The 16,564-nt window shown below is 73.4% G+C and carries 23 protein-coding genes and 1 pseudogene; 9 read left to right on the top strand and 15 right to left on the bottom strand.

The annotated features are described in order from the left end of the window. Positions 1-442 precede the first annotated feature (442 nt). Positions 443-2,020, top strand: coding sequence for a Na+/H+ antiporter (locus ACWDAS_RS26970; RefSeq protein ID WP_450395759.1), 1,578 nt, complete (start codon positions 443-445; stop codon positions 2,018-2,020). Positions 2,021-2,035: 15 nt separating this feature from the next. On the opposite strand, the gene ACWDAS_RS26965 is transcribed toward ACWDAS_RS26970, so the two are convergent. The 7 genes and pseudogenes from ACWDAS_RS26965 to ACWDAS_RS26935 form a co-directional block, all read right to left on the bottom strand. Continuing rightward, the gene (locus ACWDAS_RS26965; protein ID WP_450395757.1) at positions 2,036-2,308 is read right to left on the bottom strand and encodes a UBP-type zinc finger domain-containing protein; all 273 of its coding nucleotides are present in this window, start codon (positions 2,306-2,308) and stop codon (positions 2,036-2,038) included. 53 nt (positions 2,309-2,361) lie between these two features. Next, on the bottom strand, positions 2,362-2,487 hold the full coding sequence (locus ACWDAS_RS26960) for a hypothetical protein (protein ID WP_450395753.1): 126 nt from the start codon (positions 2,485-2,487) through the stop codon (positions 2,362-2,364). Positions 2,488-2,542: 55 nt separating this feature from the next. Next, the gene (locus ACWDAS_RS26955) at positions 2,543-3,070 is read right to left on the bottom strand and encodes a GNAT family N-acetyltransferase (protein ID WP_450395751.1); all 528 of its coding nucleotides are present in this window, start codon (positions 3,068-3,070) and stop codon (positions 2,543-2,545) included. A 102-nt stretch (positions 3,071-3,172) separates the two neighbouring features. Further along, positions 3,173-3,745: a Clp protease N-terminal domain-containing protein gene (locus ACWDAS_RS26950; RefSeq protein ID WP_450395749.1), complete on the bottom strand. Its 573-nt coding sequence runs from the start codon at positions 3,743-3,745 to the stop codon at positions 3,173-3,175. Positions 3,746-3,747: 2 nt separating this feature from the next. Further along, on the bottom strand, positions 3,748-3,957 hold the full coding sequence (locus ACWDAS_RS26945; protein WP_450395746.1) for a helix-turn-helix domain-containing protein: 210 nt from the start codon (positions 3,955-3,957) through the stop codon (positions 3,748-3,750). A gap of 5 nt (positions 3,958-3,962) precedes the next feature. Beyond that, positions 3,963-4,381 (bottom strand): annotated as a pseudogene (locus ACWDAS_RS26940) (DUF6204 family protein). A gap of 119 nt (positions 4,382-4,500) precedes the next feature. Beyond that, positions 4,501-4,713, bottom strand: coding sequence for a hypothetical protein (locus tag ACWDAS_RS26935; protein ID WP_450395745.1), 213 nt, complete (start codon positions 4,711-4,713; stop codon positions 4,501-4,503). Between the two features lie 171 nt (positions 4,714-4,884). Between ACWDAS_RS26935 and ACWDAS_RS26930 the strand changes: the two genes are divergently transcribed. From ACWDAS_RS26930 to ACWDAS_RS26920, 3 genes are all read left to right on the top strand, one after another. Continuing rightward, a complete protein-coding gene (locus ACWDAS_RS26930; RefSeq protein ID WP_450395743.1) occupies positions 4,885-5,262 on the top strand; it encodes a DUF2255 family protein in 378 nt (125 codons plus the stop codon). A 33-nt stretch (positions 5,263-5,295) separates the two neighbouring features. After that, positions 5,296-5,961, top strand: coding sequence for an SDR family NAD(P)-dependent oxidoreductase (locus ACWDAS_RS26925; RefSeq protein ID WP_450395741.1), 666 nt, complete (start codon positions 5,296-5,298; stop codon positions 5,959-5,961). Positions 5,962-6,111: 150 nt separating this feature from the next. Then, the gene (locus tag ACWDAS_RS26920) at positions 6,112-6,852 is read left to right on the top strand and encodes an SDR family NAD(P)-dependent oxidoreductase (RefSeq protein ID WP_450395738.1); all 741 of its coding nucleotides are present in this window, start codon (positions 6,112-6,114) and stop codon (positions 6,850-6,852) included. Between the two features lie 55 nt (positions 6,853-6,907). On the opposite strand, the gene ACWDAS_RS26915 is transcribed toward ACWDAS_RS26920, so the two are convergent. Continuing rightward, a complete protein-coding gene (locus ACWDAS_RS26915; protein ID WP_450395736.1) occupies positions 6,908-8,359 on the bottom strand; it encodes an MFS transporter in 1,452 nt (483 codons plus the stop codon). A gap of 165 nt (positions 8,360-8,524) precedes the next feature. On the opposite strand from ACWDAS_RS26915, the gene ACWDAS_RS26910 reads away from it, so the two are divergent. Then, complete coding sequence (locus ACWDAS_RS26910; RefSeq protein WP_450395735.1) at positions 8,525-8,980, top strand: MarR family winged helix-turn-helix transcriptional regulator; 456 nt, start codon at positions 8,525-8,527, stop codon at positions 8,978-8,980. Here the strand turns inward: ACWDAS_RS26910 and ACWDAS_RS26905 are convergent. After that, positions 8,952-9,575 carry a DUF6817 domain-containing protein gene (locus ACWDAS_RS26905; RefSeq protein WP_450395733.1) on the bottom strand — a complete coding sequence of 208 codons (624 nt, stop codon included), beginning with the start codon at positions 9,573-9,575 and terminating at the stop codon, positions 8,952-8,954. The genes ACWDAS_RS26910 and ACWDAS_RS26905 overlap by 29 nt on opposite strands. 228 nt (positions 9,576-9,803) lie before the next feature. Here ACWDAS_RS26905 and ACWDAS_RS26900 point away from each other — a divergent pair, with 228 nt between their 5' ends. From ACWDAS_RS26900 to ACWDAS_RS26890, 3 genes are all read left to right on the top strand, one after another. Next, positions 9,804-10,754 carry a threonine/serine dehydratase gene (locus tag ACWDAS_RS26900; protein ID WP_450395732.1) on the top strand — a complete coding sequence of 317 codons (951 nt, stop codon included), beginning with the start codon at positions 9,804-9,806 and terminating at the stop codon, positions 10,752-10,754. A 186-nt stretch (positions 10,755-10,940) separates the two neighbouring features. After that, positions 10,941-11,138 carry a hypothetical protein gene (locus ACWDAS_RS26895; RefSeq protein WP_450395729.1) on the top strand — a complete coding sequence of 66 codons (198 nt, stop codon included), beginning with the start codon at positions 10,941-10,943 and terminating at the stop codon, positions 11,136-11,138. Next, positions 11,135-11,476 carry a YcxB family protein gene (locus tag ACWDAS_RS26890; RefSeq protein WP_450395726.1) on the top strand — a complete coding sequence of 114 codons (342 nt, stop codon included), beginning with the start codon at positions 11,135-11,137 and terminating at the stop codon, positions 11,474-11,476. Before ACWDAS_RS26895 ends, ACWDAS_RS26890 begins: the two co-directional genes overlap by 4 nt. Here ACWDAS_RS26890 and ACWDAS_RS26885 read toward each other — a convergent pair. From ACWDAS_RS26885 to ACWDAS_RS26860, 6 genes are all read right to left on the bottom strand, one after another. Beyond that, a complete protein-coding gene (locus ACWDAS_RS26885; RefSeq protein ID WP_450395724.1) occupies positions 11,430-12,089 on the bottom strand; it encodes a TetR/AcrR family transcriptional regulator in 660 nt (219 codons plus the stop codon). The two genes, ACWDAS_RS26890 and ACWDAS_RS26885, sit on opposite strands and share 47 nt — an antisense overlap. 25 nt (positions 12,090-12,114) lie before the next feature. Further along, complete coding sequence (locus ACWDAS_RS26880) at positions 12,115-13,218, bottom strand: DNA alkylation repair protein (protein WP_450395722.1); 1,104 nt, start codon at positions 13,216-13,218, stop codon at positions 12,115-12,117. A gap of 21 nt (positions 13,219-13,239) precedes the next feature. Continuing rightward, entirely contained in the window at positions 13,240-13,752 is a 513-nt protein-coding gene (locus ACWDAS_RS26875) for a winged helix-turn-helix transcriptional regulator (RefSeq protein WP_450395720.1), read from the bottom strand. A 110-nt stretch (positions 13,753-13,862) separates the two neighbouring features. After that, positions 13,863-14,222, bottom strand: a complete 360-nt coding sequence (locus ACWDAS_RS26870; RefSeq protein WP_450395717.1) for a nuclear transport factor 2 family protein — start codon at positions 14,220-14,222, stop codon at positions 13,863-13,865. A 23-nt stretch (positions 14,223-14,245) separates the two neighbouring features. Beyond that, positions 14,246-15,031 (bottom strand): SDR family oxidoreductase, encoded by a 786-nt coding sequence (locus ACWDAS_RS26865; RefSeq protein ID WP_450395714.1) that lies wholly within the window; start codon positions 15,029-15,031, stop codon positions 14,246-14,248. Positions 15,032-15,784: 753 nt separating this feature from the next. Then, positions 15,785-15,943, bottom strand: coding sequence for a hypothetical protein (locus tag ACWDAS_RS26860; RefSeq protein ID WP_450395712.1), 159 nt, complete (start codon positions 15,941-15,943; stop codon positions 15,785-15,787). Between the two features lie 177 nt (positions 15,944-16,120). Here ACWDAS_RS26860 and ACWDAS_RS26855 point away from each other — a divergent pair, with 177 nt between their 5' ends. Continuing rightward, positions 16,121-16,384, top strand: coding sequence for an SHOCT domain-containing protein (locus ACWDAS_RS26855; protein ID WP_450395709.1), 264 nt, complete (start codon positions 16,121-16,123; stop codon positions 16,382-16,384). The last annotated feature ends 180 nt before the right edge of the window (positions 16,385-16,564 follow it).

The following is a 16,564-nucleotide window of genomic DNA, read 5'->3' as shown; positions in this document are numbered from 1 at the left end:
ACGAAGGTCGCCGGCGTGATCAGGTCGACGCCCCCACCGGCCCGAGCGTCAGCGGTGGTGAGGCCGGCCCGAAGTGCTGGGCGATGATGCGCACCGTGTGGGTGCCGCCGGCGTTGGAGGCGGGGTCGGCGTCGTACCGCGGGGTGTCGCGGCCGACGATGCCCGCGCCCGGCAGTTCGCGGACGAGCAGGTCGGCCGTGCCGCCGGCGCGCCGGGATTCGCGGCGCGGACCCAGGTCGAAGTAGGGCGGAGCGCGGAAGCCGCGGGTCAGGTAGGCGGGGTGGACGACGCCGAGGGGCGCTGCACCGGACGATGTTCATCGGCTTCCCGGAGGCCGTGCCCGGGCCCGCCCCCACCACGGAGGACCGAGACCCGGCCGCGTCACCACTACAGTCGAGCCACACGTGCGGCGCGTGCCGCCACAGGGGTGGAGGGGACGTCCGTGGAGGGGCTGGCGCTCGTCACGCTCATGGTCGGTGCGGTGCTGGTCACCGCCGTCGCCCGGCGTCTGGGGGTGTCTCCCCCGCTGCTGCTGGTCGCCGTCGGCCTGTGCGCGTCCTTCGTGCCGGGGATTCCCGCCTACGCCATCGAGCCCGAGGTGGTGATGGTGCTGGTCCTGCCCCCGCTGCTGTACTCCTCGGCGCGGGAGAGTTCCTACCTGCGCTTCCGGGAGAACCTGCGCCCCATCGGACTGCTCGCCGTGGGCCTGGTGCTGTTCACCACGGTGGTGATCGGCTACGCCGCGTCCTGGCTGGTGCCGGGGCTGCCACTGGGCTCGGCGCTGGTGCTCGGCGCGGTGCTGTCGCCGCCCGACGCGGTCGCGGCGACCTCCATCGGGCGCCGGCTGGGGCTGCCGCGCCGGGTGCTGACCGTGCTCGGCGGCGAGAGCCTGGTGAACGACGCCACCGCGCTGACGGCCTACCGCGTGGCCATCGCGTCCGTGGCCGGCGCCGGCTACACCCTGCTGCAGGGCGTCGGGGTCTTCCTGCTGGCGGCCGTGGGGGGCTCGCTGATCGGTCTGGCGATCGGCTGGCTGGCCCGCCTCGGGCACCGGTTCCTGCCCGGGGACCTGGCCAGCGCGCTCGGGCTGCTCGTGCCGTTCCTCGCCTACCTCGTCGGCGAGGAGGCGCACACCTCGGGGGTACTGGCCGTGGTCGTGTCCGGCCTGTACCTGGGACACCGGTCCCCCGACGTGGAGGCGACCTCCCGGCTGCAGGTGTACGCGGTGTGGAACGCCCTCGACACGGTGCTGGAAGCCCTCGTCTTCGCCCTGATCGGCCTGCAGGTGCGGGGCATCGTCGACGGGGTCGACACGGGTGTGGGGCGGCTGGTGGCGGCCGGTGCCGCGCTGACGGCGGTGACCGTCCTGGCGCGTATCGTGTGGGTCTACCCCGCGACCTATCTGCCGCGCTTCCTCTTCCCGCGGATCCGGGCGCGCGACCCGTATCCCCCGTGGCAGTACCCGGTGGTGCTCTCCTGGGCGGGCATGCGCGGCGTGGTCTCGCTGGCCGCGGCCTTCGCGTTGCCGGAGACCACGGACAGCGGCGCGCCGTTCCCCGGGCGCGACGAGATCCTGTTCCTGACCTTCTTCGTCACGGTCGCCACGCTGCTGCTGCACGGGATGACGCTGCCTCCGCTCATCCGGCGGCTCGGCATCTGCAACAAGGAGGCGTACCAGGACGCGCTGGCCGAGGCGAGCGCCCAGCACAGTGCCGCCCGGGCGGCACTGGCACGCCTGGAGGAACTGGCCGGGAACAAGGGCTCCCACCAGGCCGTGCTCGAGACCCTGCGGCAGACCGCGGAGGCCCGCCGCAACGCCGCCTGGGAACGGCTGGGCGGCCCGACCGGCGAGGGCGCCGAGCCCCCGAGCGTGGCCTACCGGCGGCTGCGCCGCGCGATGCTGGAGGCCGAGCGGCAGGAGTTCGTGCGCTTCCGCGACGAACGGCTCATCGACGACGAGGTGCTGCGCCGCGTCATGCGCGAACTCGACCTGGAGGAGGCGGCGCTGCAGCGAGAGTAGCCGTCGGCCCGGGCCTCAGCCCATGCACTCGTGGACGTAGCACCAGCGCCAGCTCTCGCCCGGCTGGTGCGAGCGGATCACGGGGTGTCCGGTGGCCTCGTGGTGCGCCGTGGCGTGCCGCCCCGGCGAGCTGTCACAGCAGCCGACGTGGCCGCAGGTGAGGCACAGGCGCAGATGGACCCAGTCATGGTGTCCCGCGGCCAGGCAGTCTGCGCAGCCGCCTTCCGGCGGGGCGGCCGCGACCTCGGCCGGAGCCTGCTGAAGATCGGGACATGCTCCTCGCGTCACACGGACCCCTCGTGCCGTCTGCGGATCACTGCCGGTGGACGCCCCAGGCTACGTCAGCGGGGAGTCTCGGGGCGATCGGCGTCCCGGACGACCTCGCGGCGGTGCCGGTCGGCGAGCGCGGCGAACAGCGTCCCGATCTCCATCTCCTCGAGGGCGAGGTGGCGTTCCGCGTCGGGCACGGCCGCCTCCTTCCCTGAGGTACGACGCGGATCCTACCCGCGGCCCGCCCGCGGCTCAGTCGCGGAGTTCGCCCTCCAGCAGGCCCATGGTGAACATGTCGTACCACCGGCCGTCGCGCCGGAAGACCTGCCGCAGCCGGCCCTCGTCGACGAAGCCGACCTTCCGGTAGACGCGGTGCGCGGCCTCGTTCTCGGTCACGACGGTGAGCGAGATCTTGTGCAGGCGCATCTTGTCGAAGCCGTACCGGCACATCGCGCGCATCGCGTCGGTGGCGAAGCCGCGGCCCCAGTACTCCTTCTCGCCGAGGTAGATGTCGAGTTCGGCGCAGCCCGTCTCGGGCTCGGCGTCGCGCAGGCGCACCAGGCCGATGAGGCGGCCGTCCTCCCGCACCTCGATGCCGTAGAGCACGTCGCCGTACGCGTTGCGCGGCCGCTCCTCCATGCGCTTGCGCACCTGCGCGAGCGGCTGGGCGTAGTCGTCGTCCATCCAGCGCATGACCTCGGGGTCGTGGTTCCACCGCCACAGAGCCTCGGCGTCCGAGGGCTCCATGGGGCGCAGCTTGACCTGTCGTCCGAGCACCATGTGCGGGCTTCCTTCCGGTTTTCATGATCGGCGTCGCGAGCCCGAGATTTAGCATGGGCCACGGCGCGCGCTCAACCGAATTGGCCGCCGCGGGCCGCGCGTTCAGCTCGCCCGGGTCCGGCCCTCGCCGTCTGCCGCGAGCGCGCGCTCGACGTCGGCCCACGAGGCCCCGTACTCGGCGAGGACGTCCGCGACCACGCCGGGGCCGACGGTGAGCCCCAGCAGGATGTGCTCGTCGCCGATGTGGCGGTCGCCGCGTGCCACGGCGGACCTCAGGGACCGCTCCAGTACGGTCTTCGCCCCGCGTGTGAACGGCCGGCGCCCGGTGCTCCACCACCGCCCCGGCCGTCGGCCGACGGCCAGGGCGCCCGCCCCGTGGGCGTCCTCCACGCGCGCGACGATCTCGGCGACGTCGATGCCGAGACCCGACAGCGCCTCGGCGTCGGCCCGTGAGATCCCGCCGCGCCGCCGGGTCTCCCTCAGCGCCTCCTCCAGGGCCTCGCGCCGCCGGTCGACGCCCAGCGCGGCCAGGGCGGCGGAGGCCCGGGTGCCCTCCAGGTCTAGCAGGGACAGCAGCAGATGCTCCTCGGTGATCGTCCCGGCCCCGGCCCGCTCGGCCTGCCCGACGGCGCCCTCGACGACCTCGCGCGCGCTCTTGGTGAACCTCTCGAACATCCTCAATGCCTCCCGTACTTCTTGTGCACGGCCTGCCTGCTGACGCCGAGCTCGTGGGCGATCTCCTGCCACGACCAGCCCTGCGCCCGCGCGCTCCTGACTTGTACTGCCTCGAGCTGCTCCAGCAGCCGCCGCAGCGCGGCGACGGCCCGCAGCCCGACCCGCGGGTCGCGGTCGCCCGCCCGCTCGGCGAGATCGGTTGCCTCGGTCACATCTGTCAATCTACGTTGACAGACGAGAGAGTGTCAACCCGAGTTGACAGCCCGGGGCGGCGGAGTCGGGCCGGCTTCTGCGCGGCGGCGCGGCGCTGCCGCTCGGACAGGGGCGCCTGAGAGAGGTCCTCCGCCTGGGACCTGAGGTTCTCGCAGCCGTAGCCGCGCGCGGTCAGCCACGCCGTGGCCGCCTCCTCGGCGCGCTCGGTCGCGTCCAGGATGTCCTCCTCCGCGTCGCCGGAGTCCAGGAAGCGGAAGGTGAAGGCGGGCCGGGTGGCGACGTCGTAGCCGAGGTGGCCCCCGGGGTGGAGGCCGCGTGGAGGACGCCGTGCTCCGCGGCGCGGGCCGCGAGTTCGGCGCGCTGCTCGGCGGTGAGGCCCTCGAAGGCGCCACGGACGGTGACACGGAAGGTGCGTGTGCTCATCCGGCGACCCTGGGCACAGGCGCGGCCCGGCTTCACCGCATTTCCGGCGGAGCCGGGCGGTCACCGCCGGCACGGCGGCCCCCCACACAGGGGGCCGCCGCTTCGGCCGGGCTGCCGGGTCAGAGACCGGCGAGCACCGCGAACGGGTCGGCCGCGCCGCCGTTGTCGACCACGACGATCCTGCGCCGCAGGGTGAACGCGGCGCCCGGATCGAGCGTCACCTGCCGCTGTGTCATCACCCAGATCCCGCAGGCGTACGCCGTGAACCCGGGCTCGTCGTAGACCAGGCCGTATGTCTGGCCCCGGATTCCGGTGTGACGTGGCCGATTCACCCCCGGTCCGGGTCCGCACGCTGCGCACGGTGCACCGTCGGCACGTCGCGGGGTACGCGAAGGGGAACCCGTCTGGCCGCATCCCCCTTCAGGCCGGGGCGGAAGTTGTCGATCACTTCCAGCAGTACGCACGGGGGATACCGAACCCGACACCACCGAGGAGTCTTGCCGATGACGACGTGGACGAAGGACGAACTGGACCGCATCGCGCACGCCGACGAGCTCGCCATCACGCCGCTGGGCGACGGCGTCCCGCAGAGCCCCCCGACGACCATCTGGGTGGTGCGCGACGGCGACGACCTGTACGTGCGCGCCCATCACGGGCGGGAGGGGGCCTGGTTCCGTGCCGCGCGGGAACGGCACGAGGGCCACATCAGCGCCGGGGGCGTCGACAAGGACGTCACCTTCGTCGAGGAGGGCGACCCGGGACTCAACGACCGGCTCGACGCCGCCTACCGCAGCAAGTACCGCACCTACAGCGCGACCTACGTCGACCCGATGGTGGCCGGGACCGCGCGCGCCGCGACGCTCAAGCTGGTGCCGCGCTGACACCCCGCGCGAACGAGACCTCGAGGCAGAGACATGACGACCATGGCCATCGTCGGGGCCGGGCGCGGCCTGGGTGCCGCCGTGGCCCGCCAGTTCGGTTGCGACGGCTTCGACGTCGCGCTCGTCTCCCGCAACCAGGAGCACCTCGACACCCTCGCCGCCGAGCTGGACAAGGACGGGGTGACCGCGCAGGGCTTCGCGGCCGACGTCCGGGACCCGGCCGCACTCGGCGCGGCACTGGAGGCCGCCTCGGCCGCGATGGGACCCGTGGAGGTCCTGCAGTACAGCCCCGCGCCGCACCGCGACTTCATGCGACCCGTTCTGGAGACGACCGCCGGCGACCTCGCGGGGCCCGTCGCGTTCTCCGTCTACGGGGCCGCGGCGGCCGTCCACCAGGTCCTCCCCGACATGCGGTTCCTCGGCCGCGGCACCATCCTCTTCGTCAACGGCGGCGGCGCGGTGCGGCCCCACCCCGGCCGCGCCGGGACCTCCGTCGCCTTCGCCGCCGCGAGCGCCTACGCCCGGATACTGCACGACGCCCTGGCCGCCGAAGGCATCCACGTCGCGCAGTTGATCATCCCGCGGGCCATCGTCCCGGGCCATCCGAGGAAGGATCCCGCCGTGCTCGCCGGGACCCTGTGGGGCATCCATGAGGGCCGGACGGGGTTCCGGCACTTCGCCGACGACCTGGACCGCTGACCCGCGGCGCGCGGAAGAGGGGACGGCGTTCCCGATCGGCCGCAGGGCGGCGAGCCGCCTTCGGGGGGCGCGGAGCCGTGCGGTAGACAACCAGCGCGGACACGGCCCGGGTCGCGTCCGCAGACCGCGCCGCGCATCGAGGAGCCCTCCGTGACCCAGGAATTCTCCGGTTCCACCGCCCTCGTCACCGGTGCCACCGCCGGCATCGGCCGCGCCGTCGCCCAGCGGCTGGCGGAGCTGGGGGCCGAGGTGGTCGTGCACGGGCGCGACGCGGACCGCGGCGCCCGGACCGTCGAGGAACTCGGCGCCTCGGGCGGCCGCGCGCGGTTCCTCGCCGCGGACCTGGCCGATCCCGACGACGTGCGACGGCTCGCCGCGGAGGCGGGCGAGGTGGACGTGCTGATCAACAACGCCGGCGTCTACCGGTTCGCGAGCACCCCGGAGACCACGCCCGGCATGTTCGACCTCCACATGGCCGTCAACACCCGTGCCCCGCTGCTGCTGGTCGGCGCCCTCGCGCCGGGCATGGCCGCCCGCGGCCGGGGGGCGATCGTGAGCATGTCCACGATGGCCGCGAGTACGCCGGCACGCGGCGCCGCCGCGTACGGGGCGTCCAAGTCCGCGCTGGAGTTGCTGACGCGCGTGTGGGCCGACGAGTTCGGGGCCGCGGGCGTGCGGGTGAACGCGGTGGCCTCCGGGCCGGTCCGTACCCCCGGCACCGCGGACATGGGAGAGGAGGCGCTCGCGGTCATCGCGCGGCACACCGCCCTGGGCCGCGTCGGCGAGGCCGGGGAGATCGTGGAGGCGATCGTCTTCCTCGCGTCCGACCGCGCCGGTTACGTCACCGGCGCGGTCCTGGAGGCGTGGGGCGGGCGGGTCGCCGTCGGCTGACGGACGGCGGACCGCCGGAGGACGGCGTGGCCACCGACAGGCGTCAGACGAGGCCTCAGGCCCGGGCGACGGCCCCGGCGCTGTCCTCCGCGGCATCGGCCCCGGCCTCGTCGCGGCGGACGAGGCCGGGGATGACGGCCGCCACCGCCGCGGCGACCAGCGCGACGCCGCACCCGATGAGCAGGCCCACGCGGAAGCCGTTCTCCGAGGGCAGGGTGAAGCCGCCCAGGTCGACGGTGAGCTGGGAGAGCACGACGCCGGTCACCGCGGCGGACACCGAGGTGCCCAGCGAGCGCATCAGGGTGTTGAAGCTGTTGGCGGAGGCCGTCTCGGACTGCGGGACCGCGCTCATGATCAGCGCGGGCATCGCCCCGTACGCGAGGCCCACACCGGAGTTGATGACCATGCTGACCACCAGCAGCCCCCAGGTGGAGCCGAGCAGCGGCATGGAGATGCCGTAGCCCAGGGCGATCACCAGGGCGCCGCTGACGAGGGTGAACTTCGGCCCGCGCAGACCGGTCAGCTTCCCGCCCAGCGGCGAGACGATCATCATCATCAGACCGGAGGGGGCCATCCACAGACCCATCGCCAGCATCGACTGGCCGAGCCCGTAGCCGGTGGCCTCGGGCAACTGCAGCAGCTGAGGCATGATCAGCGCCTGCGCGTACATGGCGAAACCGACGAGCACCGAGGCGACGTTGGTCAGCAGCACCCGGGGACGGGCGGTGACCCGCAGGTCGACCAGCGGATCGGCGTGCCGCAGCTCCCACCGGCCCCAGCCGAGCAGCAGCACCACGGTGGCGGCGAACAGGCCGAGAGTCAGCGGGTCGCCCCAGCCCCAGTCGCCGCCCTTGGTGACCGGCAGCAGGAGGCAGACCAGGCCCGCGCCGAGGCCGATCGCGCCCGGGAGGTCGAAGTGCTGGCCCTTGGCGCCGGCCACGGCGGGCGGGACGAGGAACCAGATCATCGCGGCGATCACCAGGGTGAGGGCCGCGGCCCCCCAGAACAGCACGCGCCAGCTGGCGTACTCGGCGACGGCCGCCGAGATCGGCAGGCCGAGACCGCCGCCGATGCCCATGGAGGCGCTGACCAGCGCGATGGCGGAGCTCAGTTTGCGGGCGGGCAGCACGTCGCGCAGCAGGCTGATGCCCAGCGGCACCACGCCCATGCCCATGCCCTGCAGTCCGCGTCCGGCGATCATCGGGACGACGGAACCGGCGACGGCGCACACCACCGAGCCCGCCAGCAGCGGCACGCAGCACACGAGCAGCATCAGGCGCTTGCCGTACAGGTCACCGAGCCGGCCGCTGACCGGGACGAAGACCGCCGCCGAGAGGAGGGTGGCGGTGATCACCCATGAGGCGTTGGAGGACGAGGTGTGCAGCAGCGTGGGCAGCTCGCCGATCAGGGGTGTGACCAGGGTCTGCATGATCGCGGCGACGGTGCCGGCGATCGCCAGTGTGGCGACGACGCCGCCGGCGCGGGTGGTCGACTGGGGGCCGTCCATGACGGGTCTCCTCGGGGAATCGGCAGGCATCGGAGCACGGGAATCGATGTGCATCGTACACATCTTATGCATCATGCATGTCAGCCGGCCTGTGCATACCCTCGTGATATTGATGGGGACGCCGCCGCAGGACAGCGGAGTGGTCGCGGCAGACGAGGATCCGGCATGGACAAACCCACTGACCTGGTCGAGTACGAGCAGATGCTGCTCGGCCGGCACCAGCATCTGCGCAAGGGCGGATTCCGCCGCCGCCCGGACGGTCTGGAGCGCAGCGCGTACATCCTGCTCAGCCGGATCCGGGTGCAGGGGCCCATGTCCATCAGCGAGCTGAGCGACGCGTTCGGGCTCGACGCCTCCACCCTCAACCGGCAGACCGCCGCCGTCCTGCGCGCCGGCCTGGTCGACCGCATCCCCGACCCGGAAGGCGGCATGGCCCGCAAGTTCCGGCTCACCGAGGAGGGCGAACGCCGCCTGGACGAGGAGCGCGGGGGCCACGTGCAGGACCTCGACCGGATCATGGCCGGGTGGTCTCCGGAGGACGTGGCCGCGTTCGCCGGCTACCTCCAGCGGTTCAACACCGACATCGAACGCCTCACCGGCCGTCCCTGGCCTCGCCCTTGAGCCGCCCGCCGGGGCCGAGCCTCCGGTCGCAGGCGTCCTGCGCGGAGGCGGAGAGCAGGTCGCGGCAGCGGTCGAAGAGCCGGTGAAGGGCGGGGCCGTGGCGCACCGCGAGATCGGCGTTGTGGGCCAGCACGTCGAGTTCGTTGGCCGCGGTGATCTCGGCGAAGGCGCGCAGGTCCGCGGCCGCCGGGGTGTGCTCTCGGCCGGTGAAGCGGTCGCGGAAGAGCACGGCACCGTCCGCCCGCGCCGCCCGCAGGCGCGGATAGACGGTCGCCCGATCGCAGCTCGCGTACAGGTGGACCAGGGACTCCGCGCGGTCGCCGATCAGTCCGCGGAGTACGGCACGCCCGGACCGGTCGAGCAGGGGGTGGTCGAAGCCGTCGGTCCCGTACGCGGCGTGGCACAGGCCGGCGGCCTGGACGGCGGTATCCGCTCCCCAGTCGGCGAGCAGCCGCCTGACGCGGAGCAGGTGCTCCAGCAGCGTGCCGCCCGGATGGGGCGTGCCGCCGGCCCCCGCCCCGCGCAGGAAGTCCTCCGCACGCGGCCAGTCGACGCCTGATTCCATCCGCCCCTGCCGCTGATGCCCGCTCGTCACACCACGGGTCCTACCCCCCGGGGCGGCGCGGTTCACGCCGGCCGAGGAGCCGGTCGCCCGCGGTGTTCCTCCGCGGGCACCGCGTCTGCGACCACGGAGAGGGCCACGCTCGCCCGGGACCGGCGGGACCACCCACGGGACCGCCGGCGGGACCCTCGGGCCCGGCCATCCGTAACACTGGTTGATACACTGTTTCACAGCTCACCCCCGATCCCGCTGGAGAGACCCGTGACCCTCACGTACGACGACGTGCGGGCCGCGTCCGCCCGCATCGCCGGGCACACGCGCCCCGTCCTGCTCGCCCCGGTGGACCAGGGGGCCTTCGGCGCCGCCGAGGGCTGGCTGGCACTGGAGTTCATGCAGCACACCGGATCGTTCAAGGCCCGCGGCGCGTTCAACTTCGTCAGGAGCCATGTCGAGCGGGGCGCCATGCCCGACGCCGGCGTGGTCATCGCCTCGGGCGGCAACGCCGGGCTCGCCTGCGCGTGGGCCGCGGCCGAACACGGCGTGCGCTCCACGGTGTTCGTCCCCGAGACGGCGCCGGCGGTGAAGGTCGCCAGGCTGCGCACGCTCGGCGCGGACGTGCGCCAGGCCGGCAGCGAGTACGCCGAGGCGCTGGAGGCCTCGCAGCAGTACGCCGCCGACAGCGGTGCCCTCCGGTCCCACGCGTACGACCACCCGTTGATCGCGGCCGGGGCGGGAACCCTGATGGAGGAGATCCTGCGGGCACGGCCCGATGTGGACACCGTGGTCGTGGCGGTCGGGGGCGGCGGCCTCTTCTCCGGGGTCGCCGCGTCCGCCCTGGAGCGCGGGGTCCGCGTCGTGGCGGTGGAGCCCGAGGGCTCGTGTGCGCTGCACGCGGCCGTCGCGGCGGGTGACGTGGTGGACGTGCCCGTCCGGTCGGTCGCGGCGGACTCCCTGGGCGCGCGCCGCGCCTCGCGCATGGCCCTGGAGTGGGCCCTCAAGGACGGCGTGCGGTCCGTCCTCGTCCCCGACGAGGCGATCGTCTCGGCTCGCCGCGCGCTGTGGGACCACCGCCGCCTCGCCGTCGAGCACGGCGCGGCGACCGCCCTGGCCGCCGTCACCTCCGGCGCCCACCGCCCCGCCCCCGGCGAGCGCGTCGCCGTCGTCGTCTGCGGGGCCAACACGGATCCGTCCGACCTGACGCGCGCCTCCTGAGTGCCTGTCCGACGGGACGTCACGCGCCTGGCGCGTTCCGGCCCCTGGGCGGTCGAATGCCGCGGTGACCAACGACAAGGGCACAGCGGATCAGGGCGTGCCGGAGCGGCGGGCGCACTCCCCCGCGGGCTGCCCACCGACGGCATACGGGCCGTGGAATTAACCCCTGCGGCGAGCAAGGACGACATGGCCGAGGTGCTCCGCGTGCAGCGGCGCCGCTTCGAACTCTGGCGGGCCCCGTTGTTCTTCGTGGCGGTCACGGTGGCGGTGATCGCCGGAATCCTGGTGCTCGTGCCCGGCGCGGCTGCCGATCCGGCCGGTGCCCTCGGCACAGCGGCAGGCGGCGGCGTGGGGGTGCTGGGGGGACGTTCGCTGGCGGATTGACCGACCGGTGGCGCCGATTGCGGAAGATCACCGCGTACGCCCGCGCCCAGGGCGAATGCACCTTTCACCTGGACGACGACGGCATCCGCTCCGGCTCGGCCTTCGGCGAACACAAGGCGCCCTGGACGGCCTTCCGCCACTACGTCGAAACGCCGGGGCTCTTCCTGCTGGTCCGCGACGACGGCATGGGCACCATGACCGTGCCGCCGAAGCGGGGCGTGGGCGGCGGACCGGAGGTGGAAGGGCTGCGCGCGATCGTGACACGGCATCTCGCGCCGCGGCCGCGCGCCGTCAGAGGTGCCCGGCCGGAAGGTGCTCGGCGCGGGCGGCGTGGATGAGGGCGCGCAGCGCCTCGTAGTAGACCTCGTGGTCGACCAGGGCGGGGAGGACGGTGTTCATCGCGCCGGTCAGTGTCGGGAAGTCCTCGGGGTCGAGGGCCGCCAGGGCCGTACGGGCCGAGGCGACCGCCTTCTTCTCGTCCCGGTGGTCGACGAACGCGACGGAGCCCAGGGTGAGCAGGTAGAGCCGGCGGTAGACGCGGATGGCCGTGTCCGCGTCCATGCCGGCGGCGATGCTGTGCGCCATCTGGGGCTCGACGAGGCGGCCCAGCATCTGCGGGCCGAACCAGGGACGGCCGGCGCGCAGCGCGACCAGGCCCGGGTGGTCGGTGAGCACCCGGTACAGGCCCGTGAAGCGGATCTCCGTGGCGATGGCCCAGTCGCCGTCCTGCGGCACCAGTGGCAGCGACGCGGCGACGTGGTCGACGCAGGCGTTGAGCAGCCCGTCGAGGTCGCCGCAGCGCCGGAAGACGGTGGCGTGCGAGACCCCGAGCCGCTCGGCGACCGCGCGGAAGCTCAGCCCCTCGGGCCCGTCCTCGTCGATGGCGGCGAGCGCCGCCTCCGCGATCGCGTCCAGGGTGAGCCGGTCGGCGGTCACCTGCTTCCTCTTCACGCGGTACAGCGTATCGAGCGCTGTCTCACACCGTGACGACGTCGAACGGGACCTTGCCGTGCGGCTCCCCGTTGACCTGCAGCTCCAGGGCGTGTCCCCCGGGGTGGAAGACACGGGTGCTGATCGGTTTGAACGAGCGGGTGCCGGTGTGCTCGCTCCGCTCCCCCGGCTGGAGGGTCCTGGTGGTCAGCTTGTAGACCTTCGGCGCCGTGCTGCCGTTGGCCTTGCGGTAGTGCACGACGTAGTCGACGACGAGACGCAGCGGCTTGTCGCCGCGGTTCTCCAGGGTGAAGCCGAAGCGCAGTTCCCCGCCCACCGTGACGGTGGACTCGGCCACGGCCGGCCCGTCGACGGCCAGGCCGGTGGCGGGCTCGAACCCCAGCAGGGCCAGTGCCTGCCGGTCGCCGCGCTTGACCGCGGTGCGCAGCGCGTGGCGGACGAGCCGGGGCGTGTGGGCGTCGGGGGCCGCCGCCCACCGGCCGGCCGTCTCGACGGCCAGGTCCACCCGGGCGTGGCTGATGTCGTTGACGTGGTTGGCGACGGACCTGCGCACGTACTCCGAGGGGTCCTGGTAGAGCGCGCTCAGGATCGGCAGCGTCGCGTCGGGGCGGGCGAGGATCCCCGGTACGCGTACCGCCCACGGCAGGCGCGGCCGCGTCCCCTCACTGGCCAGGCGGCGGACGTGCTCGTCCGGGTGCCCCGTCCACCGGGTGACGACGGCGAGCGCCCGGTCGAGGTCGGCGTTGAGCAGCCGGCGGACGGCGAACTCGGCCGTCAGGCGCGGAGTGAGATCGGCCAGCAGGTGCAGCGCGTCCTCGAAGGCGGTGCCTTCGGACGTGCCGGAGGCCAGGGCCGCCACGGCCTCGGTGACCGGCCAGATCATCCAGCCGGTGAAGCGGGGATCCGGGAGGACGGCCCGTACGACGGCCTCCAGGGCCGCCGGGTCCTGCGGGCCGGAGGCGAGCATCGCGTCGCGCACCAGGTCGCTGCGCTCCCGCAGCGCCAGGCCGTCCAGCGCCGGCGCGCAGTCGCGCACGGCGGCGGCCATCTGCGCCGAGCCGGCCGCCGCCAGGCAGTCGGCCAGTCCGGTCACGGCGGCGGCGCCGAGCAGTTCGTCCGCGGTGGGCACTGGGCCTCTTCCTCCGGTGGGTTACGTGCGGTCGCGGTCGCGTCCACGTCCGCGTTCTTCGTAGCGGGCGCGCATGACCTCACCCGCGGCGGGACCCGCGGCATACACGAACGCCTCGCTGTCGTCGAGCCGCCGCCCCGTGGCGGCGTCGACCACGACCGGTTCGACCTCCTCGCCGGTCTCCGCGTCGACCAGGATCATGCTGCGCTCCTCCGGCGCGAGGCGGGAGTTGCCCCACGCGGCGAGCGCCACGACGACGGGGCGCAGCGACCGGCCGAGGTCGGTGAGCAGGTACTCGTAGCGGGTCGGATGGGTCTGGTACGGCCGCCGTTCCAGCAGCCCGTCCGCGACGAGGGTCTTCAGGCGGGTGGTGAGCATGCTCGACGAGATGCCGAGGTTCGCCTCGAACTGGTCGAAGCGGGTGTACCCGTCGAAGGCGTCGTGCAGGATCAGGAGCGTCCACCACTCGCCGACGTGCCCGACCGTCGTCGACAGCGGGCACTCCCGGTCCTCGAGCCGGATGCGGCTCACCATGTCGACCACCTCCGCGCCGTCGGGGCCAGGTTCCACGAATGTTGTCGCTTTCATCTTAGCAGCAACTTCGGCACCGACCCGCGGCCCCGGCGGCCGCGATCAGACCTGGATCAGACCTCGATCACCAGGCGCTCGATCAGGTCGTCGCGCAGGGTGAATCGGTAGCGGAGGTCGACGGTCCCGCCGGGGAAGTCCCCCTCCAGATGCTGGAAGGCGACGTAGTGGCGCGCGTCGGACCGCTCGGCGCCGGTCAGTTCCGTCGTGTAGGTGTACTCGCTCGCCGCCTTGTTCAGCCAGTCCTCGATCGCCGCGGCGCCGTGGCGTGTCACGCCCTCGTCGGTCACGACCGCGTCGCCGGCGAAGGCCGTGAGGGCCGTGGCGGTGTCGCGGACGCGGTGCGCGACCAGGTAGCGGGCGATCACCTCGGGCAGGTCGCCGGTCGGGACGGGCCGGGGGCCGGGGGTGCTCATGGTGGTCCTTCCGGGGTAGGGGGTCAGACGGTGGGGATCGTGCCGCCGTCGATGACGTGCTCGGCGCCGACGATGGCCGACGCGCGGTCGGAGACGAGGAAGGCGACCAGTTCGGCGACCTCCCGGGGCTCGTTGGGGCGGCCCAGGGGGATCCCGCCGAGGGAGTCCATCAGGCGCCCGAGGGCGGCTTCGGCCGAGATGCCCGCCTCGCGGGCGATACGGTCGACGAGGGCGTCGGCGGCCGTGGTCCGGACGAAACCGGGCGAGACGGTGTTGACCCGCACCCCGTGCGGGGCGACCTCGTTGGCCAGGCCCTTGCTGTAGGTCGTCAGGGCGGCCTTGGCCGCGGCGTAGGCGAGGGTGCCGTTCCACAGCGGCATGCGGCGCTGGATCGAGGCGACGTGGACGATCGCCCCCTTGCCGGACTCGATCATGCCGGGGAGCAGACCGCGGTCCAGGCGGACGGCCGCGAGGAGGTTGGTGTTCAGCTCCTTCGCCCAGTCGTCCTCGCCGAGCGCCGCGAACCCCCCGGCGGGCGCGTCCGAGTGGCCGAGGTTGTCGACCAGGATGTCCACACCGCCCACCCGGGCGATCACTTCGCCGACGACGGCGGCCGCCCCCTCCGGCGCGGCGAGGTCCGCGGCGATGAAGGACTTCGGGTCGATGCCCTCGGGCTCACTGCGGGCCGTCACCAGGACGGTCGCACCGGCCTCGGCCAACCGGCGGGCGATGGCCGCGCCGACGCCTTTCGTGCCTCCGGTGACCAGGGCACGGCGGCCGGCGAGGGATTCGTTCAGGGTGACGTTCACACTGCACTCCGGAGTGACTGCTAGAACAGAAGTTATGGCTTCGACTTTAGCACCAACTCCTCGCGGCGACATCCCGGCGTTCGCGAATCACCCACATCCCGGGACTGCATTGGTGTGATGGCCTGACGTCAAGAACGCCGAGATCGGGAAGGGGCCACCGTGGGCGGCGGAACCACCGCAGCGCCGGACTGGGGGCGGCGGAGCGGATACCGGATCCCGCGCTGGACTTCGCCGGGCTGACGATCCTGCGTCCGGGGCGTACCGAGCAGCGTCGCGAGGTCGCCGAGGCCACCCGGTGGCTCGACGATCTGGGGGTCGGCCTCCGTCACCCCCGACGCCCTGGCGCAGGCGAAGGCCGCGCCGCCGACCAGGGGGGGTGGGTAGTCGCGACGCGGCCGTACCCTTCGACTTCCCGGCCCGGGCGCGTTCATGCACCCGCCGCCGGAGGTCTCTGGGCTCCCTCGTCCAGCCCTGTTCGCCTGCCGGTGCCCGAGCGGCGGATTGGTCAGGCTCTCGACGGCCTTGCGTTCGGCTCGCCGACGCCGGCGAAGCCCTTGGCTGTGGCTTCGGCAGGGTTCACAAATGTCAACGCCTCCTGGACTTCGGCCCCTGGCGAGTCTCCTTAGCTCGCCCCCCGTGTGGTTGGCCCGCCTGACGGACACCCTGGCCGGACCGCCTCGGCGCGCCCGGGATTCCGGCCGGCGGCTGTATTGCTGGTGGGCCCTGTGACTCACCGGCGTCCAGAGATACCGGTCAGGGGCGCGGCCCTGCGAGGGTGACGGTGACCAGTCGGCGGACGGCCGCCTCGGTCGTGAGGTCGGCGGCCGCGGTGAGGGCGTGGAGACGGTGGCCCGCGAACTCGTCGGGTGCGACGTCGTCGCGCAGGCCGCCGCTTTCCGCGACCTCGAGCATGGTGACGCTTCCGGTGTACCTCTCCGCTGCCCCTGCGAGGCAGGGGCTGTACGACCCCGCAGACAGGGACCGTCCGGCCCCAGCGCACCGCCCGCCACGGAGCGAAGGTGGGATTGAGGCAAGGAGGATCCGGGCAGGCCCCGGTCCCGATGCCCGGTCACCGGGGAGGTGGACACGATGTTCTGGTACGGCCACAACATCGGCGGCTGGGGCTGGTTCACGATGTCGATCGGCATGATCCTCTTCTGGGCGCTGATCATAGGCATCGCCGTCCTGGTCTTCCGTGCCCTGGACCGCCCCCACGAGCACACGCGATACCGCGCCGCCCCGACGCCGGAGCAGGTACTGGCCGACCGGTTTGCCCGCGGCGAGATCGACGACGAGGAGTACCGGCGCCGCCTCGATGCACTCCGCACCGCCGGCCGTCTCACCAAGCCGTGAGCAGGCCCGCCACGAACGCCGACGCCGATAGGCGCAACTACGGCACATACGTCGTGGGGGGCCGCCGGGGGGGGGGGCCCCCCCGCGGCCGGCGGCGGGGGGGGGGGGGCAAAACGGATATACAACCGCGGAAAAACACAACCAAAAGATATTATGGGGGGTTGGGGGGTGGGGGGGTTG

The sequence above is a fragment of the Streptomyces sp. NPDC001070 genome (assembly GCF_053598835.1).
Note: the sequence above shows the minus strand (reverse complement) of the source record. Positions and strands in the feature narration are given on the sequence as shown.

What these genes read in the sequence shown, in the direction of transcription:
- ACWDAS_RS26955 (WP_450395751.1), bottom strand. Translation starts at nt 3,070, where the DNA reads ATGGTGCTCGGACGACAGGTCAAGCTGCGCCCCATGGAGCCCTCGGAC.
- ACWDAS_RS26950 (WP_450395749.1), bottom strand. Translation starts at nt 3,745, where the DNA reads ATGTTCGAGAGGTTCACCAAGAGCGCGCGCGAGGTCGTCGAGGGCGCC.
- ACWDAS_RS26930 (WP_450395743.1), top strand. Translation starts at nt 4,885, where the DNA reads ATGACGACGTGGACGAAGGACGAACTGGACCGCATCGCGCACGCCGAC.
- ACWDAS_RS26925 (WP_450395741.1), top strand. Translation starts at nt 5,296, where the DNA reads ATGACGACCATGGCCATCGTCGGGGCCGGGCGCGGCCTGGGTGCCGCC.
- ACWDAS_RS26915 (WP_450395736.1), bottom strand. Translation starts at nt 8,359, where the DNA reads ATGGACGGCCCCCAGTCGACCACCCGCGCCGGCGGCGTCGTCGCCACA.
- ACWDAS_RS26910 (WP_450395735.1), top strand. Translation starts at nt 8,525, where the DNA reads ATGGACAAACCCACTGACCTGGTCGAGTACGAGCAGATGCTGCTCGGC.
- ACWDAS_RS26895 (WP_450395729.1), top strand. Translation starts at nt 10,941, where the DNA reads ATGGCCGAGGTGCTCCGCGTGCAGCGGCGCCGCTTCGAACTCTGGCGG.
- ACWDAS_RS26875 (WP_450395720.1), bottom strand. Translation starts at nt 13,752, where the DNA reads ATGGTGAGCCGCATCCGGCTCGAGGACCGGGAGTGCCCGCTGTCGACG.
- ACWDAS_RS26870 (WP_450395717.1), bottom strand. Translation starts at nt 14,222, where the DNA reads ATGAGCACCCCCGGCCCCCGGCCCGTCCCGACCGGCGACCTGCCCGAG.
- ACWDAS_RS26860 (WP_450395712.1), bottom strand. Translation starts at nt 15,943, where the DNA reads ATGCTCGAGGTCGCGGAAAGCGGCGGCCTGCGCGACGACGTCGCACCC.
- ACWDAS_RS26855 (WP_450395709.1), top strand. Translation starts at nt 16,121, where the DNA reads ATGTTCTGGTACGGCCACAACATCGGCGGCTGGGGCTGGTTCACGATG.